Source organism: Pseudobythopirellula maris (assembly GCF_007859945.1).
In the GTDB taxonomy this organism is placed as follows: domain Bacteria; phylum Planctomycetota; class Planctomycetia; order Pirellulales; family Lacipirellulaceae; genus Pseudobythopirellula; species Pseudobythopirellula maris.
The window spans coordinates 533,007-547,520 of the sequence record NZ_SJPQ01000002.1 but is presented as its reverse complement, the minus strand read 5'-3'; the positions used below and the strand labels follow the sequence as shown (position 1 = coordinate 547,520).

General features: G+C 66.0%; 11 protein-coding genes and 1 pseudogene. 3 read left to right on the top strand and 9 right to left on the bottom strand.

Going from position 1 to position 14,514, the window contains the following annotated elements:
- Nucleotides 1-67 precede the first annotated feature (67 nt).
- The 7 genes from Mal64_RS09905 to leuS form a co-directional block, all read right to left on the bottom strand.
- Nucleotides 68-1,096 (bottom strand): substrate-binding domain-containing protein, encoded by a 1,029-nt coding sequence (locus Mal64_RS09905; RefSeq protein WP_146399632.1) that lies wholly within the window; start codon nucleotides 1,094-1,096, stop codon nucleotides 68-70.
- 218 nt (nucleotides 1,097-1,314) lie between these two features.
- Entirely contained in the window at nucleotides 1,315-1,584 is a 270-nt protein-coding gene (locus Mal64_RS09900; RefSeq protein ID WP_146399629.1) for a hypothetical protein, read from the bottom strand.
- Between the two features lie 220 nt (nucleotides 1,585-1,804).
- Nucleotides 1,805-3,880 (bottom strand): ATP-dependent zinc metalloprotease FtsH, encoded by a 2,076-nt coding sequence (ftsH, locus tag Mal64_RS09895; protein ID WP_146399628.1) that lies wholly within the window; start codon nucleotides 3,878-3,880, stop codon nucleotides 1,805-1,807.
- A gap of 155 nt (nucleotides 3,881-4,035) precedes the next feature.
- Nucleotides 4,036-4,818, bottom strand: coding sequence for a toxin-antitoxin system YwqK family antitoxin (locus Mal64_RS09890; protein ID WP_146399626.1), 783 nt, complete (start codon nucleotides 4,816-4,818; stop codon nucleotides 4,036-4,038).
- Nucleotides 4,819-5,067: 249 nt separating this feature from the next.
- Nucleotides 5,068-6,372 carry a glucose-1-phosphate adenylyltransferase gene (locus Mal64_RS09885; RefSeq protein WP_146399624.1) on the bottom strand — a complete coding sequence of 435 codons (1,305 nt, stop codon included), beginning with the start codon at nucleotides 6,370-6,372 and terminating at the stop codon, nucleotides 5,068-5,070.
- 59 nt (nucleotides 6,373-6,431) lie between these two features.
- The gene (locus tag Mal64_RS09880; RefSeq protein ID WP_146399622.1) at nucleotides 6,432-6,824 is read right to left on the bottom strand and encodes a GxxExxY protein; all 393 of its coding nucleotides are present in this window, start codon (nucleotides 6,822-6,824) and stop codon (nucleotides 6,432-6,434) included.
- Nucleotides 6,825-6,866: 42 nt separating this feature from the next.
- A complete protein-coding gene (leuS, locus tag Mal64_RS09875; RefSeq protein WP_146399620.1) occupies nucleotides 6,867-9,524 on the bottom strand; it encodes a leucine--tRNA ligase in 2,658 nt (885 codons plus the stop codon).
- Nucleotides 9,525-9,710: 186 nt separating this feature from the next.
- On the opposite strand from leuS, the gene Mal64_RS09870 reads away from it, so the two are divergent.
- The 3 genes and pseudogenes from Mal64_RS09870 (at nucleotide 9,711) to Mal64_RS09860 (ending at nucleotide 12,607) form a co-directional block, all read left to right on the top strand.
- Nucleotides 9,711-11,000 carry a homoserine dehydrogenase gene (locus Mal64_RS09870; protein ID WP_146399618.1) on the top strand — a complete coding sequence of 430 codons (1,290 nt, stop codon included), beginning with the start codon at nucleotides 9,711-9,713 and terminating at the stop codon, nucleotides 10,998-11,000.
- A gap of 112 nt (nucleotides 11,001-11,112) precedes the next feature.
- A pseudogene (locus Mal64_RS20435) lies at nucleotides 11,113-11,307 on the top strand (GxxExxY protein); the annotation flags it as partial.
- A 67-nt stretch (nucleotides 11,308-11,374) separates the two neighbouring features.
- Nucleotides 11,375-12,607, top strand: coding sequence for a cofactor-independent phosphoglycerate mutase (locus Mal64_RS09860; protein WP_146399616.1), 1,233 nt, complete (start codon nucleotides 11,375-11,377; stop codon nucleotides 12,605-12,607).
- A gap of 44 nt (nucleotides 12,608-12,651) precedes the next feature.
- Here Mal64_RS09860 and Mal64_RS09855 read toward each other — a convergent pair whose 3' ends face one another.
- Both Mal64_RS09855 and Mal64_RS09850 read right to left on the bottom strand, forming a co-directional pair.
- Nucleotides 12,652-13,047 carry a GxxExxY protein gene (locus Mal64_RS09855; protein WP_146399614.1) on the bottom strand — a complete coding sequence of 132 codons (396 nt, stop codon included), beginning with the start codon at nucleotides 13,045-13,047 and terminating at the stop codon, nucleotides 12,652-12,654.
- The gene (locus tag Mal64_RS09850; RefSeq protein WP_146399612.1) at nucleotides 13,040-14,380 is read right to left on the bottom strand and encodes a Y-family DNA polymerase; all 1,341 of its coding nucleotides are present in this window, start codon (nucleotides 14,378-14,380) and stop codon (nucleotides 13,040-13,042) included. The genes Mal64_RS09855 and Mal64_RS09850 overlap by 8 nt, the downstream gene beginning before the upstream one ends.
- Between the last annotated feature and the right edge of the window lie 134 nt (nucleotides 14,381-14,514).

Sequence of the window (14,514 nt, the reverse complement as noted above, 5' to 3'; positions counted from 1 at the left end):
GATATCGCCTGAATGATTCTTGGGCCATCATTTCAGAGGTCCCCACGGCCAACGCCCCGCGGTTCGCTCACGTGCCGTCGGCCTGCTCGAGCCGGGCCGCCACGCGTTCGCGGAAGTCGGCTACGTCGGTCTTCAGCACCGGCTCGACACTCACGTGGATCGCTCCGCGTCCCACGACAGGCATGTAGTCTTTGTCGCCCCGGCAGAGCGAGTCCATCATCGTCACGGCCTCGTACCCGTACTTGTAGGGGTCTTGGGCGACGGCGGCGTAGGCGTCGCCCTTCATGACCGCCTCGAGCGTGGCGTCGGACGTGTCGAACAGCACCAAGCGGATCTTCTCGAGCAGCGACTCTTGCTCCAACACGCCGAGCACCACGGCGGCTTGGTGGGGCGCCATGCACACGACACACGCCAAGTCGGGGTGCTCCTCGAGGGCCTGACGCAGGTTCTCTTCGCAGCGGGCAGCCGACCCGTCGTCCGCCATCACGCCGACGATCTGGAAACGCGTGTCGGTTGGCGACTCTGCCGGGTTGGGCGACTCGGCGATGCGGTGCTTGAACCCGGCGATTCGTTCTTGCGAGCTCTCTTGCGTGGCGTGTCCGGAGAGGACGGCGATCTTGCCTCCCCCGTTGGGGAACGATTTCTTGACCAGCGTGCCGGCGACCAGGCCCGCGCTGTAATTGCTCGTGCCGACGTAACCGTGTCGGGCCGATGCCGAAGCGTCGGAGCTGTACGTGATGACCGGCTTGGAGACCGCGATCTGATTGATCAGCTGCGTTTGACGCTCGGGGTCGAGCGGGCACAACGCCACCGCGTCGAGCGGCAAGCTGCTGACGACCGAGAGCAGGTGCATCTGCTCTTCGAGGGTCGATTCGCCCTCGGGCTTGCGGATGTCGAGTTCGACGTTCAGCTCACGCGCCGCCTGCTTGGCGCCGGCGATCGCCGAGTCCCAAAAGTCGCCGACTCCGCCGGTGACGAAAGCCGCCTTGATTGTCTCGCCCGACGCCGAGCCTTGCGGGTCGACACTCATGCGGTAGCCCAACGCCGCGGCCAAGGCGATCGCCGCCAAGGCCCAGAACGGCCATTTCGTAAACATGTAGAAGCCCCTGATAAGAAAAGTGGTCGATCGAGGTTGGGAAGTCGCCTGCTCCCTAGCGGGTGGCAAGCAACGCAAGAAGGGTCCAACGCCACACGACGACACGATAGCACAAAATCCCGCGTGGTCGAGAAATCCCAGCGGGCGGGCGCCCCATCTTTGCCAGCGGTGGGGGGCCGGGGTTGCCGATTGCGCTGGGCGGGAGACCCACCCGGGCGTTAACCGGTTTCATCCTCAGACACGCTCGCGCAGCTGTGCTCGATCTTGGCGATCACTTTGCCGCAGAAGCCAAACTTGATCGGCCCCACGCCGTCCGGCTGTTTTCGTTCTCCGGTTGCAGGATCGACGTAATGGATCGACTGCAAGATGACGGGGCGGAGTCCGGTCTTGTCGACCTTGTGCAACTTTCGATGGGGGCGCCAGTCATCCGCCGCGCCGTCGTAGAGGAGGAAGAGCCCCTTCTCGTCGAGGAAGGGGGCGGCGAACACGATCTTCTTGACCGTGCTTTTGACGTACGCGTTGTCGTAGTCACCGCTGGGGACTTACGTGTACGGAACAGCGGCGAAGACGCAAGCGCCCTTGCGGTAGAATCGCCAAATATCGGGCGCGTTCTTGGTGATCCGCTTCCGGTAATCACAGGGCGTCGGAAGCGTGTCGAGTCGAGCAAGAAACGCCGTGAGTATAATGCCGCTCTCGATCGGCAATGGTTTACTCGCTCTCGCGAGCCGTGGACGCCGGCGCCCCGTTGGTCGCCTCGCTGTAGCCGTCCGGCGCCGGGACCTCGGGCAGCTTGGCCGCCGGGCCGATCAGCTCGGTCATCTCGGTCTCGTCGATCTCCTCGCGTTCGAGCAGCGCGGCGGCCATCTTGTCGAGCTTGTCGCGGTTCTGCTCGATGGTCGTGCGGGCGACGTCGGCCGCTTCGCGGAGGATGCGGGTCGTTTCTTCGTCGATGACCTGCAGCGTGTGCTCGCTGAAGTCGCGGTGCTCTTGGGTGATCTCGCGGCCGAGGAACGGGTCGGAATCGTGGGTGTGGAACGCCACGGGGCCGATCCGCTCGCTCATGCCCCAGTGGGTGACCATGCGGCGGGCGATCTGGGTCGCCTGCTTCAGGTCGCTCTCGGCGCCGGCGCTGAGCTCGCCGATCACCAGCTGCTCGGCCGCCCGGCCGGCGAGCGCCATGGCGAGGCGGGCGTGCATCTCGCGCTCGCTCATGTTGTGGCGGTCTTCCTCGGGCACGTACTGGGTGACGCCGAGCGCCCGGCCGCGGGGGATGATCGTCACCTTGTGCAGCAGGTTGCCGCTCGGCAAGAGCCAGCAGAGCAGGGCGTGGCCCGCCTCGTGGAAGGCGGTGACGCGTTTCTCGCGCTCGGTGAGCACGTCCTCGCGGCGGTCGCCCATCAGCATCTTGTCGCGGGCGTACTCGAAGTCCTCCATCGTGACGACCTTGCGCTCCTGGCGCGTGGCCCACAGGGCGGCCTCGTTCACGAGGTTCATGATGTCGGCGCCGGTCGAGCCAACCGTCGCGCGAGCGAGACGTTTGAAGTCGACGTCCTCGCCGATCGGCACGTCCTTGGAGTGGACCTCGAAGAGCTGCTCGCGGCCCTCGATCGTGGGACGGTCGACCGTGATGTGGCGGTCGAACCGACCCGGGCGGAGCAACGCCGGGTCGAGCACGTCGGGGCGGTTGGTGGCGGCGATGACGATGACGGTCTCGCTCTGCGTGAAGCCGTCCATCTCGCTGAGGATCTGGTTGAGTGTTTGCTCGCGTTCGTCGTGGCCGCCGCCCAGCCCGGCGCCGCGTTGGCGGCCGATGGCGTCGATCTCGTCGATGAACAGGATCGCCGGCGCCGCCTTCTTGGCGGTCTTGAACATGTCGCGCACGCGGCTGGCGCCGACGCCGACGAACAGCTGGATGAACTCCGAGCCGCTGATCGAGAAGAACGGCACCCCCGCCTCGCCGGCGATCGCCTTGGCGAGCAGCGTCTTGCCCGTGCCGGGCGGGCCGTTGAGCAGCACGCCCTTGGGCACGCGCGCGCCGAGCTTGTGGAATTTCTCCGGGTCGCTGAGGAACTCGACGATCTCCTTCAGGTCGCTTTTGACGCCCTTCAGGCCGGCCACGTCGTCGAACGTCTTGCGGCCCTCGTCCTCGGAGTCGTAGCGGCGGGCCGGGCTGCGGGTGACGGAGCCGAGCATGCCTCCGCCCATCATCTGCTCGCGCGTGCGGCGGGCGAAGTTCCACAGCATCACGCCCATAAAGATCAAGAGCCCGAGCCACATCAGCGCGAGCAACGAGTCGTAATCGAATGGCTGCTCGATCTTCCATTCGGCCCCCGAGTCGGTGACCTGCTTGCGCAGGCCCTCTTCGAGGAACGGCGTGGGGAGCGTGACCAGGAACCGGTCGTTGAGGCGCACGGGTTCGGCGGGCGTGGCGCTGTCGGCGTCGGCCGCTTGGTCGTCACTCGCGGTGGGGGCGAGCGGCGGCGTGATGAACTCGCCGATGGCGGTCTGCCCGCTCACGATGAGCCGCTTGACGTTCTTCTGCTCGAGCTGCTCCTCGAACATCGTGAAGCTGATCTCGCTCGGGGCGCTGGCGAACGAGCCAACAGCCAGCACGCCGACGGTGAGCATCAGGATCAGCAGGTACCAGCTCGACCGGGGGAGCGGTCGCTTGCCGTCGCGGTCCTTCGGCTCGGTGGGGCCTCGGCCCGCGGGGCCGCCTTGGGGCGGCTTGGCTGGAGACGACGAGTCTTTCGGCCCGGTGGGAGGGGGGGATTCCGAGGCCATGGATCTCGTCGGTAGGGGGTCGATCGGTGGGGGGCGTGAGGTCGGGCGGCATGCCCGACGCCCCGATTATAGGCGCGCCCCGACGTTTAGCGACCCGCGGACGCTATCGCCGGCGCCCGCCGCCGGTGAACCGGGGCGAGGATCGGGCGTCGCGATCAGAGGTTTTGCTTCTGCAGACGCCCCTCGACGTACACGCGCTCTTCGGTCGTGCCATCGCGTTGGTAAACGATGGTCTTGCCGTCGCGAAGGCCCGCCTTGAACTCCGCCGTCGCCTTGAGCCGGCCGTCTTCGGTCCACTCTTTCGAGGTCCCTTCGCGCTTGCCGTCGACGAACGGGTTCTCTTGCCGCAACTGGCCGTTCTTGAACCAGCTGCGCCACAAGCCGGCCGGTTTGCCCTTCTCGTAGTGTTGCTCGTTGATCACTTGCTCGCCGTCTTCGGCGTACTGCTTCCACGTGCCGTCGCGTTTGCCGGCGTCGTACTGACGCTTGGACTCGAGCACCCCCTCGGCGTTGCGGAACTCGACCTCGCCCTCGGCCAGGCCGTCGCGGTAGGTGATCTTCTTCGCCATGACGCCGTTGGGGTGGTAGTACGTCCACTCGCCGATCGGGTCGCCCTCGTCGTACTCACCCTCGGTGAAGACTTGGCCGTTGGAGTAGTACTCCTTGTAGGGCCCGTGGTTGGCGACCGTTTCGTCCGAGTAACGGACGATGGTGCGCTCCATCTTCGGGTTGCCGGTCTCCTCGTACTTGAGCGAGAAGTCGCGCGACTCGACGATCTTGGGCGCCGGCGGCGGCGGGCTCTCGGGCAGGTAGATCGGCGGACCGGTGTAGGGCTCGATCTTGAGCGCCTCGTCCGAAGACTGGGCGAGTGCGTGCGGGGCGGCGAACGCCGCGATCACAAGCAGCGCGATAAAGCGCGAGAAGGCTGGGGGCGTCACGCGGGCGATTCCTGACGGTCTGGCGGTAGGTGTCGTAGGGGCTCGGGCGGCACGCGCTTGGTGGGCCGGTCCGAGCCTTACATTATGCCGCCTTGCGGGGGCCGCGTCCACGAGCCGCGGCCCCGGGCGCCGAGAGAGTTGGCCCACGAAACCCGGCGAATCGCCCCAAGTCGCGCAGTGTGAAGCGGCGCCGGCGGGGCAGTGACCCTGGAAACCAGTGAACTGGGGGGGCGCCGCTGAGCCGGGTGGTCAGTTGGGCGTCAGCCGCCAGCCGGGGGCCAGCACCGCGTTCTTGGGAACCACCAAGATGCCGTCCCGGACGGCGCACCCTTCGTTCCCCTCGAAGTCGTCTTGGCCGGTCTCGTTGAGCACCCGGGCGCCGGCGCCGACGCAGCAGTTCTTGTCGAGGATCGCCCCATCGATCACGGCGCCGTCGCCGATGCCAACGGCGGGCTGCTCGCCTTCCAGGCCGCACATCGGTCGCGGCGGCTGCTCGTAGTAGTCGGCGCCCATCACGACCGAATTGCGGATCGTCACGTTGCGGCCGATACGGCAGCGGAGGCCAATCACGCTGTTCTCGATCTTGGCGCCCGGCTCGATCTCGCAGCCGTCGGCAACTAGGCTGCCCGTGATCTCGGCGCCGTCGACCCGCGTGGGGGGGAGGAACCGCGCGCGGGTGTAGATCGGCGAGCTGGCCGTGGCGAGCGGGAAGGGGGGCGCCGCCTGGGCCATCTGCAGGTTGGCCTCGTAGAACGAGCGGATCGTGCCGATGTCCTCCCAGTAGCCGTCGAACACGTGCATCTGCACGTGGCGGTTGGCGATCGTGTTGGGGAAGATCTCGCGGCCGAAATCGGAGTCGCTGTTCGACTCGAGGGCGTCGATCAGCGCCTGGCGGTTCCAGAGGTAGATGCCCATCGAGGCGAGGCACTCGCGCCCCTCGCTCGCGATGCCGCGGGCGTCGATCCAGCGGGGGTCCATCGCCACCGGGTCGATCTCGGCGTCGGACTGCGGCTTCTCGACGAAGCCGATCACGCGGCCCGAATCGTCGGCCTTCATCACGCCGAGGCCGGACGCCTCGTGGCGGTGGACCGGCTTGGCGGCGATCGTCACGTCCGCGTTGCTGCGCAGGTGGTCGTCGAGCATCTTCTGGTAGTCCATGCGGTAGAGCTGATCGCCCGACAGGATCAGCACGTGCTCGAAGCCCTCCTCCAGCATGTAGAGCAGGTTCTTGCGGACCGCGTCGGCGGTGCCCTGGTACCAGTCGAGGTTCGCGTCGTCGGCCATCGTCTGCTGGGCCGCCAGCACCTCGACGAACCCGCCGCTGTAGGCGTCGAACCGGTAGGCCCGGCGGATGTGCTGGTGCAGGCTCACTGAGAGGAACTGCGTGAGCACGTAGACATGGTGGCACCCGGAGTTGATGCAGTTGCTGATCGGGATGTCGATCAGCCGGTACTTGCCGGCCAGCGGCACGGCGGGCTTGGAGCGGTACCCGGTGAGCGGCATGAGCCGCGTGCCGCGACCCCCACCCAGAACGACTGCGACGACGTTTTTCATAGTGCTTTTAAGAAGATGAACCGCCAAGACGCCAAGAACGCCAAGGAAGTCGGAGTGAATTATCTAGTTAGGACCACACGCTTGATGCCGCCGTCTTTGAGCAGTGGCACGTTGAAGTTGATCAGCAAGCCGAGCTCGTGGCCAGTCGCTTTGAGATAGTTGAGCACTTGGGCATGATGGATCGGGTGGAGTGTTTCAACCGCCTTGAGTTCGACAACAAGCTTCCCGCCTACCATAAAGTCGAGTCGAGCTTCGCCAACTGCTTCTCCTTTGTAGCTCAAGGCAATCGGCCATTCTCTTTCGTACGGGACCGCCCTGAAGCGAAGTTCGGTTTCGAGCGCCTTCTGATAAACCGATTCAAGGAAACCGGCCCCAAGCGTCCGATGCACCTCCATCGCCGCGTCCACCACCGCCGAAGCCAGCCGGTCAACCTCTGCACTGGGTTCGGTCATCGTGGCAATCCCTTGGCGTCTTGGCGGTTCCCCTTCTTTCCGTTAGCCCTTGGTCACCAGGTTCACCAGCCGCCCCGGCACCACGATCTCTTTGATCATCTCCTTGCCCGCGATCAGCTCGGCGACCTTCGGGTCGGCCTTCGCCGCCGCCAGCACCGCGGCTTGGTCGGCGTCGGCGGCGACCGTGATCTTAGCACGCACTTTGCCTTTGATCTGCACGGGAAGTTCGATCGTGTCTTGCTTGAGATGCTTCTCGTCGAACGCGGGCCACCGCTCGTAGGCCAGCGTGTCGCCGTGCCCCAGCAGCCGCCAGAGCTCCTCGCCCAGGTGCGGGGCGAACGGCGAGAGCAACAGCACAAACGGCTCTAAGCAGGCCCGCGGCCGGGCCGACTCCTTGGTGAAGAAGTTGACGAACTCCATCATCCGCGCGATCGCCGTGTTGAACGACAGCTTGTCGAGGTCCTCCGTCACGGCCTTGATCGTGGCGTGCAGCACGCGCAGCTGTTCGCCGGTCGGCTCGTCGGCGGTCACCGCCTGGTTCAATACCAACTCGTCTGACCGCTCGTCGACCACCAGCCGCCATGCGCGGCCCAAGAAGTTGTAAACGCCGCTCACGCCGTCCATGTTCCACGGCTTGGAGTCGGGCAGCGGGCCCATGAACATCTCGTAGAGACGCAGCGAGTCGGCGCCGTACTCGCGCACCACATCGTCCGGGTTCACGACGTTGCCGCGGCTCTTGGACATCTTCTCGTTGTTCTCGCCGAGGATCATCCCCTGATTGACGAGCTTCTGGAACGGCTCGGGCGAGGCCACGACGCCACGGTCGTGGAGCACCATGTGCCAGAACCGCGAGTAGAGCAGGTGCAGCACGGCGTGCTCGGCGCCGCCGATGTAGAGGTCGACCGGCATCCACGCCTTCTCGACCTCCGGATCGATCGGCGTGTCTTGGTTTTTCGGATCCAAGAACCGCAGGTAGTACCAGCAGCTGCCGGCCCACTGCGGCATGGTGTTCGTCTCGCGCTTGCACTTCACCCCGTCGATGACGGGATAGAGCCACTCCTCGGGCGCCTTTTCCAGCGGCGGCACCGGCTCGCCGGGCGGTTTGAAGTCGTCCAGATGCGGCAGGTCGACCGGCAGGTCGGCCTCCGGCACGGGGACGATGTGGCCGGTCGGCTTGCCGTCGTCATCGAGCTCGTGCGCGAGCGGGAACGGCTCGCCCCAGAACCGCTGCCGGCTGAAGAGCCAGTCGCGCAACTTGTAGTTGACCGCCTCGGCGCCAACGCCGCGCTCGGCGAGCCAAGCGGTGATCTTCTTCTTGAACTCGGCGGTCGGCAGGCCGTCGAACTCGCCCGAGTTGATCGCCACGCCCGCCTCGGGCGACACCCGCTTGCCGGCAAGCACTTTCGCCCGCTCCTCGGCCGAGACCTTGTCGCCCGGGTCGACCACAGCCTTGATCTCGATGCCGAACTTCTCGGCGAACTCGAAGTCGCGCTCGTCGTGCGCCGGCACGGCCATGATGGCGCCGGTGCCGTAGCTGATGAGCACGTAGTCGGCGATCCAGACCGGGATTGGCTCGCCACTCACGGGGTTGATCGCGTAGCTGCCGGTGAAGACGCCCGTCTTGTCCTTCGCCAGCTCGGTCCGGTCCAGATCGCTCTTGAACGAGGCGGCCTCGACGTACTTCTTGACCGCAGCGGCTTGCTCGGGCGTCGTGAGCCGTTCGACGTACGGGTGCTCCGGCGCGATCACCATGTAGGTGGCGCCAAACAGCGTGTCGGGGCGCGTGGTGAAGACTCGCAGAACGCCATCGGCCGGCTTCTCGGGAAACTCCGATTTGGCTCCGGGGGAATCTGATTTAGCCCCGGGTGAGTCACCCGGGGCTAACTTAAAATCAACTTCAGCGCCCGTGCTCCGACCGATCCAGTTGCGCTGCAGAGCCTTCACGCCCTCCGGCCAGTCGAGCTTCTTGAGCCCGCTTGAGAGCCGATCGGCGTACTCCGTGATGCGCAGCATCCACTGCCGCAGCGGCCTGCGCTCGACCGGGTGGCTGCCCCGCTCGCTCTTGCCATCGATCACCTCTTCGTTGGCGAGCACCGTGCCCAAGGCCGGGCACCAGTTCACCGGCGCCGAGCTTTGGTAGGCCAGCCGTCGCTCGTCGACCCACTGGCGGGCGAAGTCGACGCCCAGCGCCTTCACGTCGTCGGGGATCGTGAGCTCGGCGATCGGCCGCCCGCGCTGCTGCTCCTTGTCGAACCACGTGTCGTAGAGCTTCAGGAAGATCCACTGCGTCCAGCGGACGTAATCGACGTCTGTAGTGGCGATCTCGCGGTCCCAGTCGTAGCTGAACCCGAGCGACTTGAGCTGGCGACGGAACGTGGCGATGTTCTTCTCGGTCTGCACGCGCGGGTGCTCGCCGGTCTTGATCGCGTGCTCCTCGGCCGGCAGGCCGAAGGCGTCGAAGCCCATCGGGTGGACGACCGACACGCCCTGCATCCGCTTGGCGCGGCAAACGATGTCGGTGGCCGTGTACCCCTCGGGGTGGCCCACGTGCAGGCCGTCGCCGCTGGGGTAGGGGAACATGTCGAGCGCGTAAAACTTTTCAGCGCCCTCCTTCGGCAGTCGCGGCGCGGCGAACGTGCGGTTCTTGTCCCAATAGGCTTGCCACTCGGGCTCGATCGTCGCAGGGTTGTATCGGGGCATCTAGCAAACGGGGAAAGGCGAGAGTCGAAAGGGGAATCGCAAGCATTTGGCGAAGAATGGCGATTCTACCCGCCCCCCGCATCGGCGCAAACCATGCCCAGCGTTGACGTTTGGGCGAACGGCTAACTACGATGTGGGGTCTGTCTCACTCGATTCACCGCAACCGTTAGCCCCGTATCTTCGACCGTGGATAAGACCAAGATTGGCCTCATCGGCCTCGGAACCGTTGGCTCGGGCGTCGCCCAGCTGCTGCTAGACCACGGCGACCGCACCGCACGTCATGCCGGAAGGGTGCTGTGGCTCGAGAAGGTCGCCGTACGGGACCTCAACCGTCCGCGCGACTGCGAGCTCCCCGCCGGGGTGCTCACCGACCAGCTCGACGAGGTGATCAACCACCCGGAGATCGAGGTCGTGGCCGAGCTGATGGGCGGCGTCGACCTGGCCCGCGAGGTCGTGTTGCGGTCGCTCGCAGCCGGCAAGGACGTGGTCACCGCCAATAAGGCGTTGCTGGCCGCCCACGGGCCGGAGCTGTGCGACGCCGCACGCAAGCATTGCCGCACGATCGCCTTCGAGGCGTCGGTCGCCGGCGGCGTGCCGATCATCACGAACCTCAGCCAGTGCCTGTCGGCCAACCAGGTCACGTCGCTCACCGGCATCCTCAACGGCACGTGCAACTTTATCCTTGCTAAGATGCACTCCGAAGGCACGCCGTACGGGCAGGCGCTCGAAGAGGCGCAGCGTCTGGGCTACGCCGAGGCGGACCCGGCGCTCGACGTGAACGGCGCCGACACGGCCCAGAAGCTGGCGATCCTCGCCCACTTGGCGTTCGGCGCCCGAGTCGCCTGGGAGGAGATCCCGTGCGTCGGCATCGACACGCTCGACGTGGCGGACATCCAACACGCCCAGCAGATGGGCTACGTCATCAAGCTGCTGGGCGTCGCCGAGCTCACTCCCGACGGGGTGCAACTGTCGGTCGGGCCGACCCTGGTCCGCCGCGGCGGAGCGATGGCCGACGTGTCGGGGCCGATGAACGCCGTGCACGTGCGCGCCGACGCCGTCGGCGAGCTGTTCTACCAAGGGCCCGGCGCCGGGCAGATGCCGACCGCCTCGGCCGTGGTGGCCGACCTGATCGACACGGCCGCCGGCCGCACGCGTGTGACGTTCCAAACACTCGAGCTGTGGAGCGACCGCTCGAGCCGCGTCGAGATGGCCGACCCCAAGATGGCGGTGGGCGGCTACTACCTGAGGTTCATGGTCGACGACACACCGGGCGTGCTGGCCAAGATCACCGGCGTGCTGGGCGAGCACGCGATCTCGATTTCCAGCGTCCTGCAACACGAGGCGAGCGACGGCTCGGCCCCGCTGGTGATCATGACCCACGACACGACCGAAGGCGAAGCCGTCGAGGCGTGCTGCGACATCGCGGCTCTCGACTGCGTACGCTCCACCCCGGTCGGCATGCGCGTGCGGGGCTGAGGCTTGTTGAACCACGACGGCACGGAGGAACGACGAGAAACTCTTTGCGGGGGAAAACTGTGCCCGAGTACGAGCCGATTCCTGAGGGCGACGAGAGGTACGCGACTGCCTACTCGGCGCGGCATTCCGGTTGCACACCAAATTGGGACCGGGCTCATTGGGGGCGGTCTACGAGCATTGCCTTTGTCAGGAGTTGAGGAACATTCGGGTCCCCTTCCCCAAGGCCAATCTGTTTACTTACCTGAAACTCACTACGTGTCGTTTGGGCCTCCTACTGAACTTCAACTTCTCACAATTCAAAGACGGTTTCACCCGAGTAGTCTGCTTGCCAGTGCTTCCCGTCGTTCCTTTGTTCCTTCGTGGTTCATCTCTCTATGAAGTACGCAATCATCATCCCCGACGGCGCAGCCGACGAGCCGCAAGATTCTCTCGCCGGCAAGACGCCGCTCGAGGCGGCCCGCACGCCGCACATGGACGCGCTCGCGGCGGCGGGGGTCGTCGCGCGGGCCTGCCACACGCCTAAGGCTCTGCCGGCCGGGTCGGAGATCGGCAACCTGTCGCTGCTGGGCTACGACCCGCATGCCCACTTCACCGGCCGGGCGCCGATGGAGGCGGCCGCCCAAGGGATCGAACTCGGGCCCAGCGACTGGGCCGTGCGTTGCAACCTCGTGACGATCACCCACGGCGACGACGGCCCGGTGATGAAGGACTTCACCGCCGACCACATCACCTCGACCGAGGGCGCCGCGATCTTGGCAGACTGCCAGGAGCAACTGGCGAGCGACCCGCGGTTCTGTGGCGCCCTGGAGTTCGTGCCGGGCGTGAGCTACCGCAACCTGCTGTTGTGGCGTGGCGAGAAGCTCCCCTCGCCCTTCTCGACCGACACCCGGACCGAGGCGCCGCACGACTGGACCGATCTGAGCGTCGAGGGCGCCCACCCGCGTGGGCCGGGCGGCGACGTGCTGGTCGAACTGATGGAGAAGTCCGAAACGCTGCTGGCCGACCACCCGGTGAACCAGGCCCGCGTGAAAGCAGGAAAATCGCCGGCCACGCACCTCTGGCTGTGGGGCCTGGGCGGCGCGCCGAGCCTCGAGCCGTTCGCCACGAAGTTCGGCCCCCGCGGGGCGATGATCACGGCCGTCGACCTGCTGCGCGGCATCGCGGCGCTGGTCGGCTGGGACCGCATCGAAGTGGAGGGCGCCACCGGTTACCTCGACACCGACTACGCGGCGAAAGGCCGCGCGGCCATCAAGGCATTCGACGAGTACGACCTGGTTTGTGTCCACGTCGAGGCGCCCGACGAGGCGTCGCACGAGGGCCGCGCGGACGAGAAGGTCAAAGCGATCGAGCGGATCGACGCCGACGTCGTCGGCCCGCTCGTCGAGGCCCTCCAAGAGCGAGGCGACGACTGGCGCGTGATGATCAGCCCCGACCACCCGACGTTCCTATCCACCAAGAAGCACACCCACGGCGACGTGCCGGTCGTGATGGCCGGCGTGGGGATCGAAGCGGACGGCTTCGATTCTTACGGCGACACGAACGCGGCGGAGTCGTCGCTGGTGTTCGCGAAGGGGTGGGAGGCGATGCCTTGGTGGATTGGTAGGTGAGAAGAAGGGAACCACGAAGGAACAAAGGAACGACGAAAGCAGGGTCAGCAAACGACTCTCGTAAAGCCGTGCTTGAACTGGGGGACGTTAAAATTGAGCAAGAGGCCTAGGCGGCACTTTGTCAGCTTTAGGTAGGTAAAGAGCTGCGCCTTGTGGATTGGAAGCACGGACTCGACCGCTTTGAGTTCTACAACGGTTCTTTCTCCGACTAGCAAGTCGAGACGCAGTCCGGCATCAATCACAATCTGGTCGTATTGAATAGGCAACATGAGCTGGGACTGGAACAGGATGCGGGCCTGCAACAATTCGTGGCAAAGGCACTGCTCGTACACCGATTCAAGCAGCCCGGGTCCGAGCTTCGTGTGGACTCGAAAAGCGGCGTCGAGAACCACTTTCGCCAGCTTCTCATCGCCTTCAGGAATCGGTTCAAACTCAGGCATGCCGTTTCTCTTTGTTCCTTAGTTCCTTTGTGGTTCCCTTCAACTCCGTGGCGATAAGCGGTCTCTCTTCTTTCCCTTCGCGCGTGCTGCCCCCCACCGCGCCGCGCTCGTCTTCCAGGTTGGGGATGTTGGTGAACGCGATCCGCATCGGCGCCGTCTCCTTGGTGTTGTGCATCGACGCGAAGTAGAGGGCGCCGCCGCCGAGTTGGTCGTTGACCATGTCCATCGTGCGGGCCGCCTCGAGCGCCTTGCGTTCTTCGACGAACAGCGACGGCGTGGCGCACACCGAGGGGGTGAGTTTGTAGAGCGTGATCGCCACCTGGATCGGCCGGCCGTGGCGCACCTCGCTCGGCGTGCGGGTTTGCCACGCCTCGTCCAAGGCGCGGAGCATCGTGGGCGTGTCTTGGCAGCGGCCGAGCTTGATCGTCACCTTCCAACGCGGGCGGTCGTCGGCGTAGCTCACCGACAGGTCCATCCGCCCGGCCCAGTGCTCGAGTTTTCTTAAGCGGGCGGCCGCCTTGTGCAAGAGACGCACCATCACGCCGCGCGATCCTCCGTCGGTGCGCAGCTCGGGCGGCAGCACGTGCGAGTGCCCCACCGTGCGGCGCTTGGTCGGCCGATCGGGAACCTCGTCGCCGCGCAGCCAGTGCCACCACTGCTCGCCCAGCACGCTCTCCCAGATGTCGACCATGTCGTCGCGGCTCAGGCCGCACAGCTGCCTTACGCTGCGCACGCCGCGCCGCTCGAGCCGGGCGCGCATGTTGCGCGCGATGCCGGGAAAATCGTCGAGCTTCATCCGGTAGAGGCTCTTCGGCAGCCCCTCGCGGGTGAGCACGGTGAGGCCGTCGGGCTTCTTGAGGTTGCTGGCCACCTTGGCGAGGAAGCGGTTCGTCGCCAGCCCGACCGAGCAACGCATCGCCTCGCCCACGTCGCGGTAGATCGCCTCTTTGACGCGCTGGCCCTGCAGCACCGCCTCGGCCACGCTCCGGTGCTGCGGCGAGAGCTGACAGACCATCTCGTCGACCGAGCAGACCTTTTCGACCGGCAGCACGGTCTCCACCGCGGCGATGATCGCGTGGTGCAGATCGACGTAGCGCTCGTGGCGGGCCTCGACCAGCACCAGGCGCGGGCAGAGCCTCAGCGCCTCGCCCACGTTCGTGCCGGTGCGGACGCCGTACGGCCGGGCCTCGTAGCTGGCGGCGATGCAGCAGGTGCGGTGGGTCATCGTCGGCACGACGGCCACGGGCCGACCGCGCAGCTCGGGCCGCAGCTGCTGCTCCGCCGAGGCGAAGAAGGCGTTCATGTCGAGAAAGAGCCAGTCGACGTTTACCATACATGCGTACACTACTTCGGTATCGGCCCCCGCGTCAAGAAAAATGAGCCTCGGGTTGGAGAAGGGGCAAAGAATGAGACGCGGGTTAGCGCGGATCGAGCGGATCAGCGCGGGTAAGGGAATAAGAAGGGATT